At 70.3% G+C, this 16,605-nt stretch carries 13 protein-coding genes; 4 read left to right on the top strand and 9 right to left on the bottom strand.

The genetic code is table 11. The features are described 5' to 3' along the window. Positions 1-15 precede the first annotated feature (15 nt). The 6 genes from M1D56_RS11130 to M1D56_RS11105 all read right to left on the bottom strand — a co-directional run bounded on the left by M1D56_RS11130 (position 16) and on the right by M1D56_RS11105 (position 7,398). Positions 16-957, bottom strand: coding sequence for a glycoside hydrolase family 113 (locus M1D56_RS11130; protein WP_456283615.1), 942 nt, complete (start codon positions 955-957; stop codon positions 16-18). Beyond that, positions 954-3,422, bottom strand: coding sequence for a glycoside hydrolase family 2 protein (locus M1D56_RS11125; RefSeq protein ID WP_456283614.1), 2,469 nt, complete (start codon positions 3,420-3,422; stop codon positions 954-956). Before M1D56_RS11125 ends, M1D56_RS11130 begins: the two co-directional genes overlap by 4 nt. Then, positions 3,419-4,276, bottom strand: a complete 858-nt coding sequence (locus M1D56_RS11120; RefSeq protein ID WP_282978652.1) for a carbohydrate ABC transporter permease — start codon at positions 4,274-4,276, stop codon at positions 3,419-3,421. The genes M1D56_RS11125 and M1D56_RS11120 overlap by 4 nt, the downstream gene beginning before the upstream one ends. After that, positions 4,273-5,268 carry a carbohydrate ABC transporter permease gene (locus M1D56_RS11115; protein WP_282978650.1) on the bottom strand — a complete coding sequence of 332 codons (996 nt, stop codon included), beginning with the start codon at positions 5,266-5,268 and terminating at the stop codon, positions 4,273-4,275. Before M1D56_RS11115 ends, M1D56_RS11120 begins: the two co-directional genes overlap by 4 nt. Before the next feature lie 24 nt (positions 5,269-5,292). Continuing rightward, positions 5,293-6,606, bottom strand: coding sequence for an ABC transporter substrate-binding protein (locus M1D56_RS11110; protein ID WP_456283613.1), 1,314 nt, complete (start codon positions 6,604-6,606; stop codon positions 5,293-5,295). 198 nt (positions 6,607-6,804) lie between these two features. Further along, positions 6,805-7,398 (bottom strand): PadR family transcriptional regulator, encoded by a 594-nt coding sequence (locus M1D56_RS11105; protein ID WP_456283612.1) that lies wholly within the window; start codon positions 7,396-7,398, stop codon positions 6,805-6,807. A gap of 141 nt (positions 7,399-7,539) precedes the next feature. Between M1D56_RS11105 and M1D56_RS11100 the strand changes: the two genes are divergently transcribed. Continuing rightward, a complete protein-coding gene (locus M1D56_RS11100) occupies positions 7,540-8,508 on the top strand; it encodes a phosphodiesterase (RefSeq protein ID WP_456283611.1) in 969 nt (322 codons plus the stop codon). Positions 8,509-8,511: 3 nt separating this feature from the next. Here M1D56_RS11100 and M1D56_RS11095 read toward each other — a convergent pair whose 3' ends face one another. Both M1D56_RS11095 and M1D56_RS11090 read right to left on the bottom strand, forming a co-directional pair. Then, a complete protein-coding gene (locus M1D56_RS11095; RefSeq protein ID WP_282978646.1) occupies positions 8,512-10,044 on the bottom strand; it encodes a stealth family protein in 1,533 nt (510 codons plus the stop codon). A 205-nt stretch (positions 10,045-10,249) separates the two neighbouring features. After that, positions 10,250-11,230: an epimerase gene (locus M1D56_RS11090; RefSeq protein WP_456283610.1), complete on the bottom strand. Its 981-nt coding sequence runs from the start codon at positions 11,228-11,230 to the stop codon at positions 10,250-10,252. A 247-nt stretch (positions 11,231-11,477) separates the two neighbouring features. Between M1D56_RS11090 and M1D56_RS11085 the strand changes: the two genes are divergently transcribed. The 3 genes from M1D56_RS11085 to M1D56_RS11075 all read left to right on the top strand — a co-directional run bounded on the left by M1D56_RS11085 (position 11,478) and on the right by M1D56_RS11075 (position 16,162). Beyond that, positions 11,478-11,951, top strand: a complete 474-nt coding sequence (locus tag M1D56_RS11085; RefSeq protein WP_456283609.1) for an SRPBCC family protein — start codon at positions 11,478-11,480, stop codon at positions 11,949-11,951. A 116-nt stretch (positions 11,952-12,067) separates the two neighbouring features. Further along, a complete protein-coding gene (gene secA / locus M1D56_RS11080) occupies positions 12,068-14,842 on the top strand; it encodes a preprotein translocase subunit SecA (protein WP_282978643.1) in 2,775 nt (924 codons plus the stop codon). 90 nt (positions 14,843-14,932) lie between these two features. Next, complete coding sequence (locus M1D56_RS11075) at positions 14,933-16,162, top strand: pyridoxal phosphate-dependent aminotransferase (RefSeq protein ID WP_271172795.1); 1,230 nt, start codon at positions 14,933-14,935, stop codon at positions 16,160-16,162. Here M1D56_RS11075 and M1D56_RS11070 read toward each other — a convergent pair whose 3' ends face one another. Then, positions 16,163-16,603 carry an Rv3235 family protein gene (locus M1D56_RS11070; protein WP_421074363.1) on the bottom strand — a complete coding sequence of 147 codons (441 nt, stop codon included), beginning with the start codon at positions 16,601-16,603 and terminating at the stop codon, positions 16,163-16,165. Between the last annotated feature and the right edge of the window lie 2 nt (positions 16,604-16,605).

The following is a 16,605-nucleotide window of genomic DNA, read 5'->3' as shown; positions in this document are numbered from 1 at the left end:
CTCTCCTCCCGGCGGTCACCCGCGCTCCGCGTACGCGTCGCGCAGCCATCCGCCCGCGGGCTTGGCGTAGGGGCAGTAGTCGTCGTTGCGCGCCGCCTCGTCGGGGGCGTACAGCTGGGCGGGCCAGTCCCACAGCATGAATCCGCGCACCCAGTCGCGCGCATCGCACGCGGCGAACATCGTCCGGTAGTAGCGCAGCTGCTCCTCACCCGAGGGCGCGCCCGCGAGGCTCCAGTCGTTCGGGAGGGCGGCCGACCCCTCGCGCGACGGGCATCCGGCCTCCAGGAACAGGAACGGCTTGCCGTGGGCGGCGACGACGGGCTCGATCCGGTCGAGCTGCGCCTCCCACGCGTCCTCGGGGTAGTAGCCGCTGGAGCTGATGACGTCGACCGCGTCCCACCAGGTGATGCGGTCCTCCTGGTACTTGTCGCAGTTGTAGGTGACGAGACCGCGGTACGCCGCGCGGACATCCGCGATGAGCGCCCGCCACTCGGCCTCGCGCGCGTCGGCGCGCACCATCTCGCAGCCGATGCAGAGCATCTCGCATCCCTCGCGCTCCGCGATGCGCGCGGCGTGCAGGATGAACGCGCGGTACGACGCGAACCACTGCGTCCAGCTCGGCTCGCCCGGCACGTCCCAGTCGAAGAAGCCGATGTGCGCGCGCCAGGTCCCGTCGGCGACGTTCACGACGGGCTTGAGGCAGACCCTGAGCCCGAGCGCCTTCGCCTCGCGGATGGCCCAGACGATCTCGTCGTCGGTCACGGTGGGCTCGTCCTGGAAGCGGATGTCGGTGCTGATCGCCGTGTCCTGCAGGGCGCCGTACGCGAGCGCCGTCCAGGTCACGGAGTGGTCGGCCATCCGCCGCATCGAGTCGGCCGCGGCGGGAGTGGCCCACGTGCCGCGCACGCCGGTCCACCCCCATGTCATGCCGCAGACGTATCCGTCGTCGAGGGTCATCGCGCGACCAGCTCGTTGGCCGTGCGGATGACCCGCTCGGAGAGGAGGGCGGGCAGATCGATCGGCTCCGGATGCCGCACGCGGAAGACGGCCGTCTCGCCGGGCAGCAGGGTGAACAGCCCGTCCTCCGTGACGGCGTCGGGATGCGCCTTGTCGACGAGCAGGGACAGGTCGCGCACGAGGTTCCGCGCGGTGATCTCGACCTCGGTGCCGCCGTCGACAGGGCGCACCTCGAAGTCGAGGACGGCCGGAGCGAGGCGCGAGTCGCGCGGCTCGGCGAAGAACCACAGGCCCCGCACGTCGTCCGCCGACGCGACGACGAGCTCGGCCGCCGCGTCATCCGGTGTCGCGAGCTCCGGGCGAAGGGGGAGCGTCGTCGTTCCGCGCGGCGGGATCGAGAAGGGCTGCGCGTCCTCCGCGATGGCCGTCCCGTCGAAGCCGCGCCGGGCCGTCGCGAGCGTGCCCTCCCACGTCTCTCCCGTGTCGTTCGAGAGGACGACCGCGAGCCCGTCGCCGCGCGGCTGGATGGTGGCGATCCGCGGCGCGAAGGCCTGCTTGAGGGCGTGCCACAGCGGCTTCAGCCGCTCGGCGCCGTCGATCGCCGCCCAGCTCGTGACCGGCCAGCAGTCGTTGAGCTGCCAGACGATCGCGCCCATCGTGACCGGGGCCCAGGACCGGAAGTGCTCGAGAGCCGTCCGGACGGCCAGCGCCTGGTTGAGCTGCATCGCCCAGTGCCAGCCCTCCATGTCGCGCGGCATGCGGAAGTGGGGGAGGAGCCCGTTCGTGAGCTTCGTGTTCCCCTCCATCGCCTTCTGGTGGACGATCATCCCCGGCGACTCCGGAGTGAGCGGATCGTCGGACACGGCGTCGCGCAGCGTGGTCCACGTCGCCGGGCCCTGCCATCCGAACTCGGCGACGAAGCGCGGCCGGTGGTCGCGGTAGGTGAGCCAGTCCTGGCGGTTCCACTGCTCCCAGAGGTGCACGGATCCGTGGGCGTCGTCGCTCGGACCCTCGCCGTTCGGGCTGAACGGGCTGCCGGGAGCGTAGGGGATGTGCGGCGCGAGCTCGGCGACGAGCGACGGGAAGAGCTCGAAGTAGTAGTGCGCACCCCACGTCGCACCGTCGAGGGCCGTCTGCCATCCCCACTCCGCGAAGCCCATGAGGTTCTCGTTGCTGCCGCACAGGAGCACGAGCGAGGGGTGAGCGGACAGCCGCACGATCTGATCGCGCGCCTCGGCCTCGATCTCGCCGCGCAGCGGCTCCTCCTCGGGGTAGGCCGCGCACGCGAGCAGGAAGTCCTGCCAGGTGAGGAGCCCCAGCTCGTCGCACAGGCGGAAGAGGTCGTCCGACTCGTAGATGCCGCCGCCCCAGATGCGGATGAGGTTGATGCCGGCGGCCTGCGCCTGACGGAGCCGACGCTCGTAGCGGGCGGCGTCGACGCGCGTGACGAGCGCGTCGTCGGGGATCCAGTTCACGCCCTTGACGAACACCGGCACGTCGTTGACGTGCAGCGCGAACGGCGTGCCGTCGGCATCGGGGGTCGTGTCCCAGCGCGCCGAGCGGAAGCCGACCCGATGGGTCGCCTCGTCGAGCGGCGCGTCATCGGCTGACAGCGCGAGCCGCACGTCGTACAGCGGCTGCTCCCCGTAGCCGGCAGGCCACCAGAGCGCGGCGCCCGGGACCGCGACCTCGATGTGCGCGGCGTCCACCCCCATGGCGAGCTCCGCCTCGGCCGTGCGGCCGTCGATCTCGACCGCGAGATGCAGTGCGCGATCGGCGTCCGCGCGCTCGACGCGCACATCCGCGCGCAGCGCGCCGCCATCCGGGGTCGGCGCGGCGTCCACGCGCACCTCGGCGATGCGCGCGATGGACCAGGACTCGAGCCGCACGGGCCGCCAGATGCCGCTCGTCGCGGTCGCGATGCCCCAGTCCCAGCCGAAGCTCGCGGCGGATTTCCGGATGGCCTCGTACGGCAGCGGGTACGGGCGCGGTCGGGCGCCGTACTCCATGCTGCGGGCGCCCGCGTACTTCACGGGCGAGGAGAACGCCACGACGAGCACGTTGTGGCCCTCGACAAGCGCGTCCCGCGCGTCGACGCGGTAGGTGCGGTGCTGGTTCGCGGACTCGAGCACGACGCGCCCGTTCAGGGTCACCGTCGCGACCGTGTCGAGACCGTCGAACACGAGATCGTGCCGCTCATGGCCATCCGCCGACCACGTGAACGTCGTCTCGTACGTCCAGTCGGTCAGCCCGATCCACCGCTGGGCGGCCTCGTTGTCGTCGAGATACGGGTCGTCGATGAGGCCGGCCGCGAGCAGATCGGTGTGGATGCACCCGGGCACCGTCGCGGGGATGGTCGCGCCCGCGACCGACTCCGGGACCGGGCCGGCCACGGCGCGCGCGCTCCAGCCTTCGTGCAGGTCGCGGCGGATGACGGCGGGGGCGAGGGCGAGGATGTCGGTCACTTGACGGCTCCTGAGGTGAGGCCCCGGTAGATCCACTTCTGCAGGAACAGGAAGGCGACCAGGGTCGGGATGATGACGAGGATCGAGCCGGCGGCGATGAGCTCCCACTGCGCGCCGAACGGCCCCTTGAAGCGGAACAGCGACGTCGAGATGAGCCCCTCGGACGGCAGGTAGAGGAACGGCATGTAGAACTCGTTGTAGACCGCGATGCCCTTGATGATGACGACGGTCGCGATCGCGGGGCGCAGCAGCGGCAGGATGACGCGCCAGTAGATCGTCCACCGGCTCGCGCCGTCGATCATGGCCGCCTCGTCGAGGGAGACGGGGATCGACGACATGAACTGGATGAACAGGTAGATGGCGATGATGTCGGTGCCCATGAAGAGCAGGATCAGCGCGATCTTGGTGTCGTAGAGGCCCATGCCGTTGATGAGCTGGAAGGTCGCCACCTGCGTCGTCACGCCGGGGATGAGCGTCGCGACGAGGAAGAGCCCGAAGATGAGCTTCTTCCCGCGGAAGGCGAAGCGATCGAGCGCGTACGCGCACATCGTGCCGAGGATGATGGTGCCCACGAGCGAGACGCCGAGGACGATGAGGGTGTTGACGAACCCCTCGAGCATCCGGCCGCTCTCGAACGCCGTCGCGAAGTTCTCGAGGTTGAGCCAGTTGGCCGGAGGGTCGAACGGACCGGTCTGCAGGTACTCCTGCTCGGTCTTGAGCGCGGCGATGAGCACGACCGACAGCGGGAGCAGCGTGAGGACCGCGCCGATGATCAGGCTGACGTACTTGGCCGTCGTGGCGCTCATGCTGCGCAGTCGCATGAGCGGGGTGCGCGCGGATGCGATCGCGGTCATGTCAGGTCAACCTTCTCGTCGGGGAACACCAGTCGCTGGATCCACGTCACCAGCAGGACGATCGCGAGCAGCACGACCGCCATGGCGGACGCGAGCCCGACGTTGCGGAAGCTGAACGCGGTCGAGAGGGTCTCGATCACGAACGTGCTCGATCCGTTGGCCCCGCCGGTCATGACGAACGGGACCTCGAAGACGCTCAGGCTGCCGGAGATGGCGAGGATGAACGAGAGGCCGATGATGCGGCGGATGCCGGGGAAGATGATCGCCCAGAACTGCTGCCAGCGGCTCGCCCCGTCGAGCTCGGCGGCCTCGTACAGGTCGCCGGGGATCGACTGGATCGCGCCGAGGAACAGGACGAAGTTGAGGCCGGTGTACCGCCACACCGACGTCGCGGCGAGCGAGTAGTTCACGACCTCCGGGTCGCCGAGCCACTGCGGAGGCTCTGCCACGCCGAACCAGGAGAGCACCGTGTCGAGCGTGCCGCCCGGCTGGAAGAGGTACAGGAAGACGAAGCCGATCGCGACGCCGTTGATGAGGTACGGGAAGAACAGGACGCCGCGGAAGAAGTTCGAGAACCTCGTCGAGAAGCTCAGGAGGGTGGCGAAGTAGAGCGCGATCGCCATCTGCGCGAAGGACGCGGCGAAGTAGTAGAGGCTCACGCCGAACACGCTGAAGATGCGCGGGTTCGTGAAGACCTCGATGTAGTTCTCGAGCCCGACGAAGTTCTTCTCGAGGTCGAGGCCGTCCCAGTCCGTGACGCTGTAGTACAGCAGGTTGAGGGCGGGCCAGTAGCTGAAGAGGAGCAGCAGGCCCACCGCTCCCGAGAGGAAGAACCAGGGGGTCAGTCGCTGCAGAGCGGTCCGGCTCGTCGGCGCCCCGCGCCCGGGGGCGCCGGGGTCGCGGCGCGAGCCGCGCCCCCGGCGCTCGGGCGAGGGCACGATGACGGCGGCGCGCGTGGCGGCGGATGCGCCGGCGGGAGCCGAGGTCGTCATGGTGTCTCCGTCTCGTGAGGGGGCTTACTCGCCGACCCGGGCCTGGGCGTCGCTCCAGGTCGAGTTCAGCTCGGCGAAGGAGGTCTCCTTGTCGCCGTCGGCGGCGCCGCGGGCGATGTCGACGAGCTTCTGCCGGTACAGCGGGCCCCACAGGTCGATCTGCGCCGTGTCCGCGATCTCGCGGAGGAGGTTCTCCTTGCCCTCGGGCGCGGGGTTCGTCTCGAGGAGCTCGACGCCGGCGGACTCGAGCTCGGCGAGATAGTCGGGCGCGGGCTTGTCGATGACGGTCGAGATCATGTTCTGCGTCTCGGTGAAGCCCGAGTCCTCGATGAGCCACTGGATGAAGGCCCAGGCCGCGGCCTTGTGCTCGGAGTGGCGGCTCACGCCGAGGTTGTAGTCGCCGCCGATCGTGGCGTACTGCTGGCCGTCGACGTTCGCGGGGAAGGCCATGAAGCCGACGTCCTCGGGGGAGGCGCCGTTCTCCTCGGCCGCGGCCTGCATCTGCGACACGGCCCAGGAGCCGAGCGCCATCGTGGCGATCCGGCCCGTCGCGAAGTCGACCTTCGACTTCTCCCAGTTCGTCGCGAGGGGGTCGTCCTCGGTGAGACCCGCCGCGACGGTCTCGTAGAGCAGCGAGTCGATCGCGTAGACGTCGGTGCCCTCGGTCCACGGCTCGGGGTCCTCGGCGAGCGTGATGCCCGCGTCGGGGTCGTTCGTGATCGCGCCGAGGTTGCTGAAGGCCTGCGACAGCGGCCATCCGTCCTTGTAGTTCGTGTAGTACGGGATGGCGTCGGTGTTCTCGTCGACGAGACGGAGCGCCTCGAGCCACTCGTCCTCGGTCGTCGGCAGCGTCTCGACGCCCGCCTCCTCGAACACCCGCTTGTTGTAGAGGATGCCGTTGGCGTTGCCGCCGACCGCGAGGCCGTACTGCGTGCCCTCGTAGGTGTGCGTCGTGAGGAAGCGGTACGTGTCGGCGAGCTCCTCGGTCTCGCCGAGCGGCTCGAGGAACTGCTCGTACTGGCTCGGCAGCATCGAGGGGATGCCGATGACGTCGCCGTAGTTCGTCGTGCTGAGGCGCGTCTTCATCTCGCCCTCGTAGTCGGTGATGCCCTCGAACGTCACGGTCACGTCGGGGTGGAGCTTCTGGAACTCCTCCGCGTACTTCTCGAACGTGCCGTCCTCGACGAGGTCGGTGCGCCAGGTGACGACCTTGATCTCGCCCGAGGGCTCGCCGTCGATGGTGTTGTCGGCGTCGTTCGCCGCGCCGCCGCCGCACGCGGTCAGCAGCAGCGCACCGCCGGCGAGCATCGCGGCGCCTGCCCATGCCTTCTTTGCCATGTTCCTTCTCCTCGTGTTCGAGGCACTCATCGGGAGCACGCGCCTTCGCGCTCTCCGGGTGCTGATGAGCGAGCGTACGGGAGAATCGGCGCAATGTAAAGCGCTTTAGTTGTGGCAGGTGTTCGAGGTGCGCGGGAGGGCTCGATTCGGGGGCCGGTTCGCGTCGCGGTTGCCGCGGAACGCGGCAGCAGCCGTGCGTCAGACGGCGGCGACGGGGCGCGCGGGGCGGCCGCGCTTCGGGCGCTCGGTCGAGAGGTCGAGCGCGAGCGCGTGGTCGGAATGCGCGGCGAGACGCTCCTCGGCGTGCGCGAGCCAGCGGGCATCCGCCTCCGCGGAGAAGAGGAGCGCGTCGGAGATCAGCGACCACGCGACCCGCTCGGGCCCCTCCTGCTCCGAACCGGGGTACACGGCGGCGCGCAGACCCTCGATCCGGGCGTCGACGGCCTCGCGCTCGGCGCGGAGCACGGCGCCCGCGTCGACGCCCGGGAGGGTCGCGGCGAGGGCGAGCTTGACCGCGAGCGCGTCGCGATCGGATGGATCCACGGGCGTCTCGAGCCACAGGTGCGCCGCCTCGCGGCCGGCGGGCGTGATGCTCCAGTAGACGTGCCCCTGCGCGTCGGGTTCGCCGCGCTCGACGAGCCCGTCGCGCTCGAGGCGCTCGAGCGTGTTGTAGATCTGCCCGACGTTGAGGGTGCGCGTTCCCCCCGTGCGGCGCGCGAACTCGGTGCGCAGCTGGTACCCGTAGCAGGGGCCCTGATCCAGGATCGCCAGCAGTCCGTGTCGCACCGACATCCGCACCTCCGGTCCGCGCGGCGAAAAGGGATGCCGCGTATGCAGATACGAGCGTACCGATCGGATGGCGGATCGCAGAGATTCCCGGACATCGCCTTGTGTCGCGCTGAGAGTGCGAGGCGCCTCGCTACCATCGCGAACATGGCCGGACCGTCGATGACGCCACGGAGATCCGAGTACGCGCGCCCGAGTCACGTGCTCGTCCATCTGAGCGACACGCATCTGAGAGCCGAGGGCGGCGTCTTCGGGATCGACGCCGCCGAGCACGTGAGCCGCATGCTCGCGGAGATCGAGCAGTCCGGGGCGCGCCCCGACGCGCTGGTCTTCACCGGCGACCTCGCCGATCTCGGCGAGCGCGACGCCTACCGGCAGCTCCGCGACGCCGTCGCGCCCGCCGCGGAGCGCATCGGGGCGCGCGTGATCTGGGTCATGGGCAACCACGACGCCCGCGACCCGTTCCGACGCGAGCTCCTCGGCGAGGCGGGCGACGCACCGGTCGACGCGGTCCACGACCTCGACGGGCTTCGCGTCATCGTGCTCGACACGTCGGTGCCCGGAGCGCACCACGGCGAGGTGTCGGCGGAGCAGCTCGAGTGGCTGTCGCTCGAGCTCGCCCTGCCCGCGCCGCGCGGGACCATCCTCGCGATGCACCACCCGCCCATCCCGTGCGTCCTCGATCTCGCGACGCTCGTCGAGCTGCGCGATCAGCAGGCGCTCGCCGAGGTGCTGCGGGGGAGCGACGTCCGTGCCATCCTCGCGGGCCACGTGCACTTCTCGTCGACGGCGACGTTCGCCGGGATCCCGGTGTCGGTCGCGTCGTCGTCCTGCTACACGCAGGACCTGCGCATCGCCGACGGCGGCATGCAGCCGCGCGACGGCGCGCAGTCGTACAACCTCGTGCACGTCTACGACGAGACGATCGTCCACTCTGTGGTGCCGTTCTCGGACGCGCCGCCCGCCGAGATCACCTCGGCCGAGGAGACCGCGCGCCGGCTCGAGCGCGCGGGCGTGGTCATCCCGCCCGCGAGCCCGTCCCGCACGGTCGCATCCGACGCGCCGGTCGCCGAGCAGGTCGCGCCGCCGACGGAGCCGCTGCCGCTCGTGGGGTGACGGTCAGTCGCTCTCCCACGGCGCCTTGACGGGGAAGTAGGCCTCGAGCGTCTCCCGGACGACCCGTGCGCGCAGCTCCTCCGGCAGCTCGGGCTCGCTGCCGTCGTTGAGGCAGAACATGTCGACGTCCCGCCCGGCCAGCAGTCGCCCCATCCGCGCTGGCGCATCGCGCTGCGTCGTCTGGATGTACGCCGTCCGCGGCTCGGTCGTCGCGAGAGCTCGTCCGGTGAACGTCGCGTAGTAGTGGTAGAGCGAGTTCGTGACCGAGATGTCGGTCGCGCTGCGGAAGCGGGCCGCCGCCGTCCGCGCGAACTCCTCGGGGAACTCGCGCTCCAGCTCGAACATCACCTCGCGGCTGTGCGGCGTGGCGCAGTGCTGCAGATCGCGAAGGATGACCCGTCCGAAGCGCTCGCGCAGGAGGTCGCGGTTGACGCGCGCCGCGTTGTCGTGGCCGGACCGGCTCGGTCGCGAGGGGCCGACGCCGATGCGCACGCCGCATTCGACGTACTTCGTGAGCCCGCCCGCGGTGAAGAACATCTCGGGGGAGACCGGACGGCCGAAGAACATGTCGTCGTTCGAGTACAGGAAGTGCTCGGCGATGCCCGGGATGCGGTGCAGCTGCGCCTCGACGGCGTGCGAGTTGTGGGTCGGGAGGACCGTCGGGTCGGCGAAGAACTCCTCGCTGCGGACGATCGTCACCCGCGGGTGCTCGGCGAGCCAGCGCGGCGCGGGGCTGTCGGTCGCGATGAAGATGCGGCGGACCCACGGGGCGAACATGTGCACGCTGCGCAGGGCGTAGCGCAGCTCGTCGACGTGGCGGTAGCGCGCGGCGTGCGCGTCGCCCTCCCCGACGACGTAGGCGTTCATGCGCTTCGCGCGCTCGCGCTGGAAGTCGTTGGACGAGCCGTCGACCCACGAGAAGACCATGTCGATGTCGAAGGTCACCTCGTGCGGACCCGCATCGAACATCCCCTCGAGCGTGCGCCACTCGCGTCCATGCCGGCGGATGGTCGTCAGAGCGAGGTCGTCCGCCGCGATCACGTGGCGGGTCAGCGCGTTCCGTCGCGGGGCGCGCACGATGGCGCCCTCGCGACGCCAGAACTCGAGGCGCACGCCGCAGTCGGCGCCGTAGCTCAGCGTGCCCGACGGCACGATGCGCGGGCGGAAGAGCACCGCGACGTCCTTCGCGAACGCGGACTCGACCCCCGAGGAGAGCGGCACGGGAACGCGTCGGGCCGAGCGCGCCGCCGCCCACGGACCCTCGTCGGCGGCCAGCGCGGCGAGCGCGGCGGGCTTGTCCTCGACGTCGAGCGCGAGGGCGGGGCGCCCACTCGTCCGGCGCAGGAGGAGCGGCTGCAGGCCCGCGCGCTCGAGGAGATCGGCGAGCGCGAGGAGATCGGCTGTCTGGGCCTCGTCCGGTGTGGACTCCTCGACGAGATGCAGGATCCCGTCATGAAGGCGCGTGGCGGCATGGTCGGGAGCGACCTCGCGCGGGGAGTGTGCGGTGCGACCGGAAGGGGTGCCCAGAAGCGTCATCAATCACCTCGTATCTACTTACGGCGGACGCCGTCAGGACGGGGAACATGGAGCCGATCCGACGGAGGCGGGGATTCCCGGACGACGTCTCGTGAACAGCTCCTGACTGAATGATAGACAGCGCGTGACGCTGCGGATGCACCCTCGACAAGCCGACCGCCATGCGGTAAGGGATCCGGTCGCCGATTCGCGGCATCCTCGCAGGTCAGCGGTGCGGCGCGACGTCCTGCAGCGCCTCGAGGAGGGCGGGGTGCGAGAAGCGGAAGCCGGCGGCGATGAGCCGCTCGGGAACGACCCACCTGCTCTTCAGCACGAGCTCGGGCTCGGTGCGGATGACCCACATCGCGGGCTCGAGCATGAAGCGCCACGCGGGCAGGCCGAAGCGCGCGCCGACGATGCGGCGCAGGGTCCGCATGAGCGTGCGATTGTCGCTCGGGTTCGGAGACGCGACGTTGACGACGCCGTCGATGTCGTCGCGCGTCTCGAGGAAGCGGATGGCCGCGATCACGTCGTCGATGTGCACCCAGCTGAACCGCTGGCGGCCGCCCGTGCGGTGCCGCGGGGCGCGTCCGTCGCCGCTCGGGGCGGAGCCGATCCCGCGGTAGCGGCGATGGGGGAACCACCATCCGTCGATCTGCGGGCCGCCGATGCCGAGGCGGGCGAGGAGGAAGAGCAGCCGGGTCGCCGGCCCGTCGCCGAGGACGATGGCCATCCGCAGCGCGACGCGGCGCGTGGCCGGGAGGTCGCCCGCGAAGAGCTCGCGCTCCCACTCCCGCGCTACGTCGACCGAGAAGCCCGTGCCCAGCTCGCCCGTGCTCTCGGTCTGAGGGCGGTCCGTCGCGTGCCGGTAGATGGTCGCCGTGCTCGCGTTCATCCACACGCGCGGAGGCCGCGCTGAGGCGGCGATCGCCTCGCGGAGCGCGCGAGTCGTGTCGACGCGGGACCGCAGGATCTCGTCGCGATGGGGATCGGTGTACCGGCAGTTGACGGACTTCCCGGCGAGGTTCACGACGAGATCCGCGCCATCGATCGCCGCGGCGATCGACGCGGGGTCGTCCCACCGGGCGGGTCCGCCGCGGCCGATCGTGCGAACCGTGTGCCCCTCCGCCTCGAGCGCGCGGACGAGCGCGCGTCCGACGAAGCCGCTCGCCCCCGCGACGACCGCGATCCGCTCGGTGTCGGCCATCCGCATCCCCCTCCCGCGGCGCGAGCCGCTCGGGGCCATCCTCTCAAGGAGCCGCGCATCGTCTCTCGACGTCGAGACATCGGGTGCGGCGCCGGCGCGAGTGTGCGCGTCGGCGCCGAAGTCGCGGTGCGCGCGCGAGTGTGCCAGTCCGCGCCGATGACGGCGGCAGGGGCGCGGCGCTCGGCGCGGAGTCGACACCTGGCGCGGGCTGCGCCGTCTCGAGCGGGCGCCATGCGAGCATCGCGCTATGAGCAGCCGCTTCACGATCGTGTCGGACACCGGCTTCCCGCCGGAGCGCCTGTTCGCGGTGTCGCTCGACGTCGATGCGCACGTCGCGTCCATGGCCTCGTCGCGCGAGCGCGCGATCGGGGGCGTCACGGCGGGCTCGATCGGCCTCGGGGAGACGGTCACCTGGCGCGCCTGGCACTTCGGCGTCCCGTGGACGATGACCTCGGTGATCACCGAGCTGGAGGAGGGGGTGCGCTTCGTCGATGAGCAGATGCGCGGACCGTTCCGGCTGTTCCGCCACGTTCACGTGTTCGAGCCGCACGGCGCGGGGTCGCGCATGATCGATGAGATCGAGCTCGCCGCGCCGGTGCTCGGCGCGATCGCGGAGCGGCTCGTCCTCGTTCCGTATCTGCGCCGCCTCATCCGCCGCCGCAACGCGCACCTCCTCCGACAGCTGAGCGCGTCGGGCGGATGGGGTGAGCGCGCCGACTGAGAGTCTGCTGGCCGGTCATTGTCACGGCCGGATAACATGGGCGAGTATGCCCGTCGCCGTTCGACGGCGACCTGGCCCATCCGCCCGGGATGAGGCACCCGATCGAGGAGTGATACGTGGCAAATCCGTTCGAGAAGCTGCTCCGTGCCGGCGAAGGACGCGTCCGACGGCAGCTGCAGCGGGTGGTCACCGCCGTGAACGCCCTCGAGGAGGACTACGCGAAGCTGACCGACGAGGAGCTGCGCAGCGAGACCGCTGAGCTCCGCGCGCGCCACGAGAAGGGCGAGACGCTCGACCAGCTCATGCCCGAGGCGTTCGCGGCGGTCCGCGAGGCCGCCAAGCGCACGCTCGGGATGCGCGCGTACGACGTGCAGCTCATGGGCGGGGCCGCGCTCCACCTGGGCAACATCGCCGAGATGAAGACCGGTGAGGGCAAGACGCTCGTCGCCACGTTCCCCTCGTACCTCAACGCGATCGCCGGCAAGGGCGTCCACGTCGTCACCGTCAACGACTACCTCGCGTCGTATCAGGCCGAGCTCATGGGCCGCGTGTACCGCGCCCTCGGCATGACCACAGGCATCATCGTGTCGGGCCAGACGCCCGCCGTGCGCCGGGAGCAGTACGCGGCCGACATCACCTACGGCACGAACAACGAGTTCGGCTTCGACTACCTGCGCGACAACATGGCGTGGCGCAAGGAGGATCTCGTCCAGCGCGGCCACTTCTTCGCGGTGGTCGACGAGGTCGACTCGATCCTCATCGACGAGGCCCGCACGCCGCTCATCATCTCGGGCCCGTCGTCGGGCGAGGCCAACCGCTGGTTCGCCGAGTTCGCCAAGATCGCGCGCACCCTCGAGGAGGGCGTCGACTACGAGGTCGACATCAAGAAGCGCACGGTCGGCGTTCTCGAGGCGGGCATCGAGAAGGTCGAGGACTACCTCGGCATCGACAACCTGTACGAGTCGGCGAACACCCCGCTCATCTCGTTCCTCAACAACTCGATCAAGGCCAAGGCCCTCTTCAAGCGCGACACCGACTACGTCGTCATGAACGACGAGGTCATGATCGTCGACGAGCACACCGGCCGTATCCTCGTGGGCCGCCGCTACAACGAGGGCATGCACCAGGCGATCGAGGCGAAGGAGGGCGTCCCGGTCAAGGCCGAGAACCAGACGCTCGCCACCGTCACGCTGCAGAACTACTTCCGCCTCTACGACAAGCTCGCGGGCATGACGGGCACGGCCGAGACCGAGGCCGCCGAGTTCATGTCGACATACCAGCTCGGGGTCATCCCGATCCCGACCAACCGGCCCATGGTCCGCAAGGACCAGACCGACCTCGTCTACAAGAACGAGCAGGGCAAGTTCGCGCAGGTCGTCGAGGACATCGCGGAGCGCCACGCGAACGGTCAGCCGGTGCTCGTCGGCACGGTCAGCGTCGAGAAGAGCGAGTACCTGTCGCGCCTGCTGTCGAAGAAGGGCATCCGGCACGAGGTCCTCAACGCGAAGAACCACGCACGCGAGGCCGAGGTCGTCGCGCGCGCCGGTCAGCTCGGCGCCGTCACGGTCGCGACCAACATGGCGGGTCGAGGCACCGACATCATGCTCGGCGGCAACGCGGAGTTCATCGCCGTCCAGGAGATGAAGGCCAAGGGCCTCTCTCCCGAGGAGACGCCGGAGGAGTACGAGGCCGAGTGGCCCGCCGTCTTCGACGCCGTCAAGGAGCGCGTCGAGGAGGAGGCGGCCAAGGTGCGCGAGGCCGGCGGTCTCTACGTGCTCGGCACCGAGCGCCACGAGTCGCGTCGCATCGACAACCAGCTCCGAGGACGCGCCGGCCGTCAGGGCGACCCCGGTGAGAGCCGCTTCTACCTGAGCCTCACCGACGACCTCATGCGCCGCTTCCAGTCGGGCCCGGCAGACGCGCTCCTGTCGCGCACCGACTTCCCGGACGACGTCGCGATCGAGTCGAAGCTCGTCTCGCGCCTTATCAAGAACGCGCAGGCCGCCGTCGAGTCGCGCAACGCCGAGGCCCGCAAGAACGTCCTGAAGTACGACGACGTCCTCAACCGCCAGCGCGAGGCGATCTACGCCGACCGCCGGACCATCCTGCACGGCGACGACATCAAGGACCGCGTCGAGCACTTCATCGAGGACGCCATCACGGCGATCGTCGACGACCACACGTCGGGCGGCCACAACGAGAGCTGGGACTTCGACGCGCTCTGGACCGAGCTCAAGACGCTGTACCCGGTCGGCGTGACGATCGACGAGGTCGTGGCCGAGGCCGGGGCGCGCAAGGGCGGCATCACCGCCGAGGCGCTCAAGCGCGAGCTGCTCAGCGACGCGAAGATCGCGTACGCGAAGCGCGAGGAGCAGCTGGGCGAGAAGGCCGTGCGCGAGCTCGAGCGCCGCGTCGTGCTCCAGGTGCTCGACCGCCGCTGGCGCGACCACCTCTACGAGATGGACTACCTCAAGGACGGCATCGGCCTGCGGGCCATGGCGCAGCGCGACCCGCTCATCGAGTACCAGCGCGAGGGGTACTCGATGTTCCAGGCGATGATGGGGCAGATCAAGGAGGAGGCCGTCGGCTACCTCTTCAACCTCGAGGTCGAGGTGCGCAAGGTCGGCGAGGACGACCAGGCCGCGCCGCAGGTGGAGGCCAAGGGCCTCGCCGAGGCGCCGGCCGAGCAGCGTCTCGAGTACTCGGCGCCCAGCGAGGACGGCGACGTCGAGGTGCGCAACGAGCGCGGCCAGGTCCAGAAGTCGCAGACCGACCGCGCCCGTCAGAAGGACGCGCCGCGCGGGGCGTTCGGCCAGCGGACCGACGACGACGGCGCCGCGGCGCCCGTGCCGCAGAACCGCGAGCAGCGCAGGGCCGCGAAGAAGAAGTAGCGCGCGACGCGACGAGGGCGGGCCACCGGATCTCCGGTGGCCCGCCCTCGTCGCACCGAGCCACGCCCGGCGCGGGCATATCCTGATGCGATGAACTCCCTCCGTCCCCTCGGCCAGTCCGCGAAGCTCCAGAACGTCCTCTACGAGATCCGCGGGGCAGCACTGGCAGAGGCGACGCGGCTCGAGGCGGACGGGCACTCGATCCTGAAGCTCAACACGGGCAACCCCGCCATCTTCGGCTTCGAGGCGCCCTACCAGATCGTGCGCGACATGATCGAGGCCGTCCCGTATGCGCACGGCTACAGCGACAGCCGCGGCATCCTGCCCGCGCGCCGCGCGATCGTCAGCCGCTACGAGGAGACCCCCGGCTTCCCGCACGTGGATCCGGACGACGTCTACCTCGGCAACGGCGTGTCCGAGCTCATCACGATGACGATGCAGGCGCTCCTCGACGAGGGCGACGAGGTGCTCATCCCCGCGCCCGACTACCCGCTGTGGACCGCGATGACGAGCCTGTCCGGCGGCACCCCCGTGCACTACCTGTGCGATGAGGAGAACGGCTGGCAGCCCGACCTCGAGGACATCCGCTCGAAGGTGACCTCGAAGACCAAGGCGATCGTCGTCATCAACCCGAACAACCCCACGGGAGCCGTGTACAGTCGCGAGCTGCTCGAGGGGATCGCGCAGATCGCGCGCGAGCACTCCCTGCTGATCCTGTCGGACGAGATCTACGACCGCATCCTCTTCGACGGTGCCGTGCACATCCCGACCGCCACGGTCGCCCCCGACCTCCTCGTCCTCACGTTCAACGGCCTCTCCAAGACCTACCGCGTCGCCGGGTACCGATCCGGATGGATGGTCATCACAGGTCCCAAGAAGCACGCGAAGGGATTCCTCGAGGGCATCCAGCTCCTCGCGTCGACGCGGCTGTGCGCGAACGTGCCGGCACAGCACGCCGTGCTCGCCGCGCTCACCGGCGTGCAGTCCATCGACGCCCTCATCGCTCCGACCGGGCGCCTCCACGAGCAGCGCGACGTCGCCTGGGAGAAGCTCTCGACCATCCCGGGCGTCTCGTGCGTCCGCCCGGACGGTGCGCTCTACGCGTTCCCGCGGCTCGACCCCGAGGTGCACGAGATCCGCGACGACAAGCAGCTCGTGTACGACCTGCTCGTGTCGGAGCACATCCTGCTCGTCGAGGGCACGGGGTTCAACTGGCCGACGCCGGATCACCTGCGCGTCGTGACCCTGCCCGAGGCGCGTGTGCTCAGCGAGGCGATCGAGCGGCTCGGGAACTTCCTGTCGTCCTACCGGCAGCGGTAGTCAGAGGATCCGGATGTCGGTGGCGCGCCAGCGGCGGTCGAGACCCTCGAGGCGCATCGCGAGCGCGCGGGTGCGGTCGGGCATCGCCACGATGACGACGACCTCCACAACGCCGTCGGCCGGCGCCATCTGACGCATGGTGCGCACCGTGAAGACGGGGCGCTGCGCCGGCATCCGACGTGCGCTGCGCGCCCGGCGCGACAGGTTCGCGCGCTGGACGAGCTTGAGGTACGTCTCCTCGGCGAGCCAGCGCGCGAGCTGATCGACCTCGCGCGTGCCGGCGAGAGCCTCGAGGATGCCGCGGGTGAGGGCCGCGACGAGCGGCGCGGGATCGGGGAGCTCGGCGGAGGACGTGCGCTGCGGGGCGAAGAGCTCCTCGACGTCCTCCTCGGTGCGGTGGGACCGTCTGCGAGAGGTCGCACCCGCGGCATTCGGCGGCATGA

It is taken from the genome of Microbacterium sp. JZ101 (assembly GCF_053903175.1).
The sequence above is the reverse complement of the archived record's forward strand: the minus strand, read 5'-3'. Positions and strand labels throughout refer to the sequence as shown.

Bases quoted from the DNA above. Each gene is read 5' to 3' on its own strand.
- M1D56_RS11130 (WP_456283615.1), bottom strand. From the start codon at position 957: ATGACCCTCGACGACGGATACGTCTGCGGCATGACATGGGGGTGGACC.
- M1D56_RS11120 (WP_282978652.1), bottom strand. From the start codon at position 4,276: ATGACCGCGATCGCATCCGCGCGCACCCCGCTCATGCGACTGCGCAGC.
- M1D56_RS11115 (WP_282978650.1), bottom strand. From the start codon at position 5,268: ATGACGACCTCGGCTCCCGCCGGCGCATCCGCCGCCACGCGCGCCGCC.
- M1D56_RS11110 (WP_456283613.1), bottom strand. From the start codon at position 6,606: ATGGCAAAGAAGGCATGGGCAGGCGCCGCGATGCTCGCCGGCGGTGCG.
- M1D56_RS11105 (WP_456283612.1), bottom strand. From the start codon at position 7,398: ATGTCGGTGCGACACGGACTGCTGGCGATCCTGGATCAGGGCCCCTGC.
- M1D56_RS11100 (WP_456283611.1), top strand. From the start codon at position 7,540: ATGGCCGGACCGTCGATGACGCCACGGAGATCCGAGTACGCGCGCCCG.
- M1D56_RS11095 (WP_282978646.1), bottom strand. From the start codon at position 10,044: ATGACGCTTCTGGGCACCCCTTCCGGTCGCACCGCACACTCCCCGCGC.
- M1D56_RS11090 (WP_456283610.1), bottom strand. From the start codon at position 11,230: ATGGCCGACACCGAGCGGATCGCGGTCGTCGCGGGGGCGAGCGGCTTC.
- M1D56_RS11085 (WP_456283609.1), top strand. From the start codon at position 11,478: ATGAGCAGCCGCTTCACGATCGTGTCGGACACCGGCTTCCCGCCGGAG.
- M1D56_RS11075 (WP_271172795.1), top strand. From the start codon at position 14,933: ATGAACTCCCTCCGTCCCCTCGGCCAGTCCGCGAAGCTCCAGAACGTC.
- M1D56_RS11070 (WP_421074363.1), bottom strand. From the start codon at position 16,603: ATGCCGCCGAATGCCGCGGGTGCGACCTCTCGCAGACGGTCCCACCGC.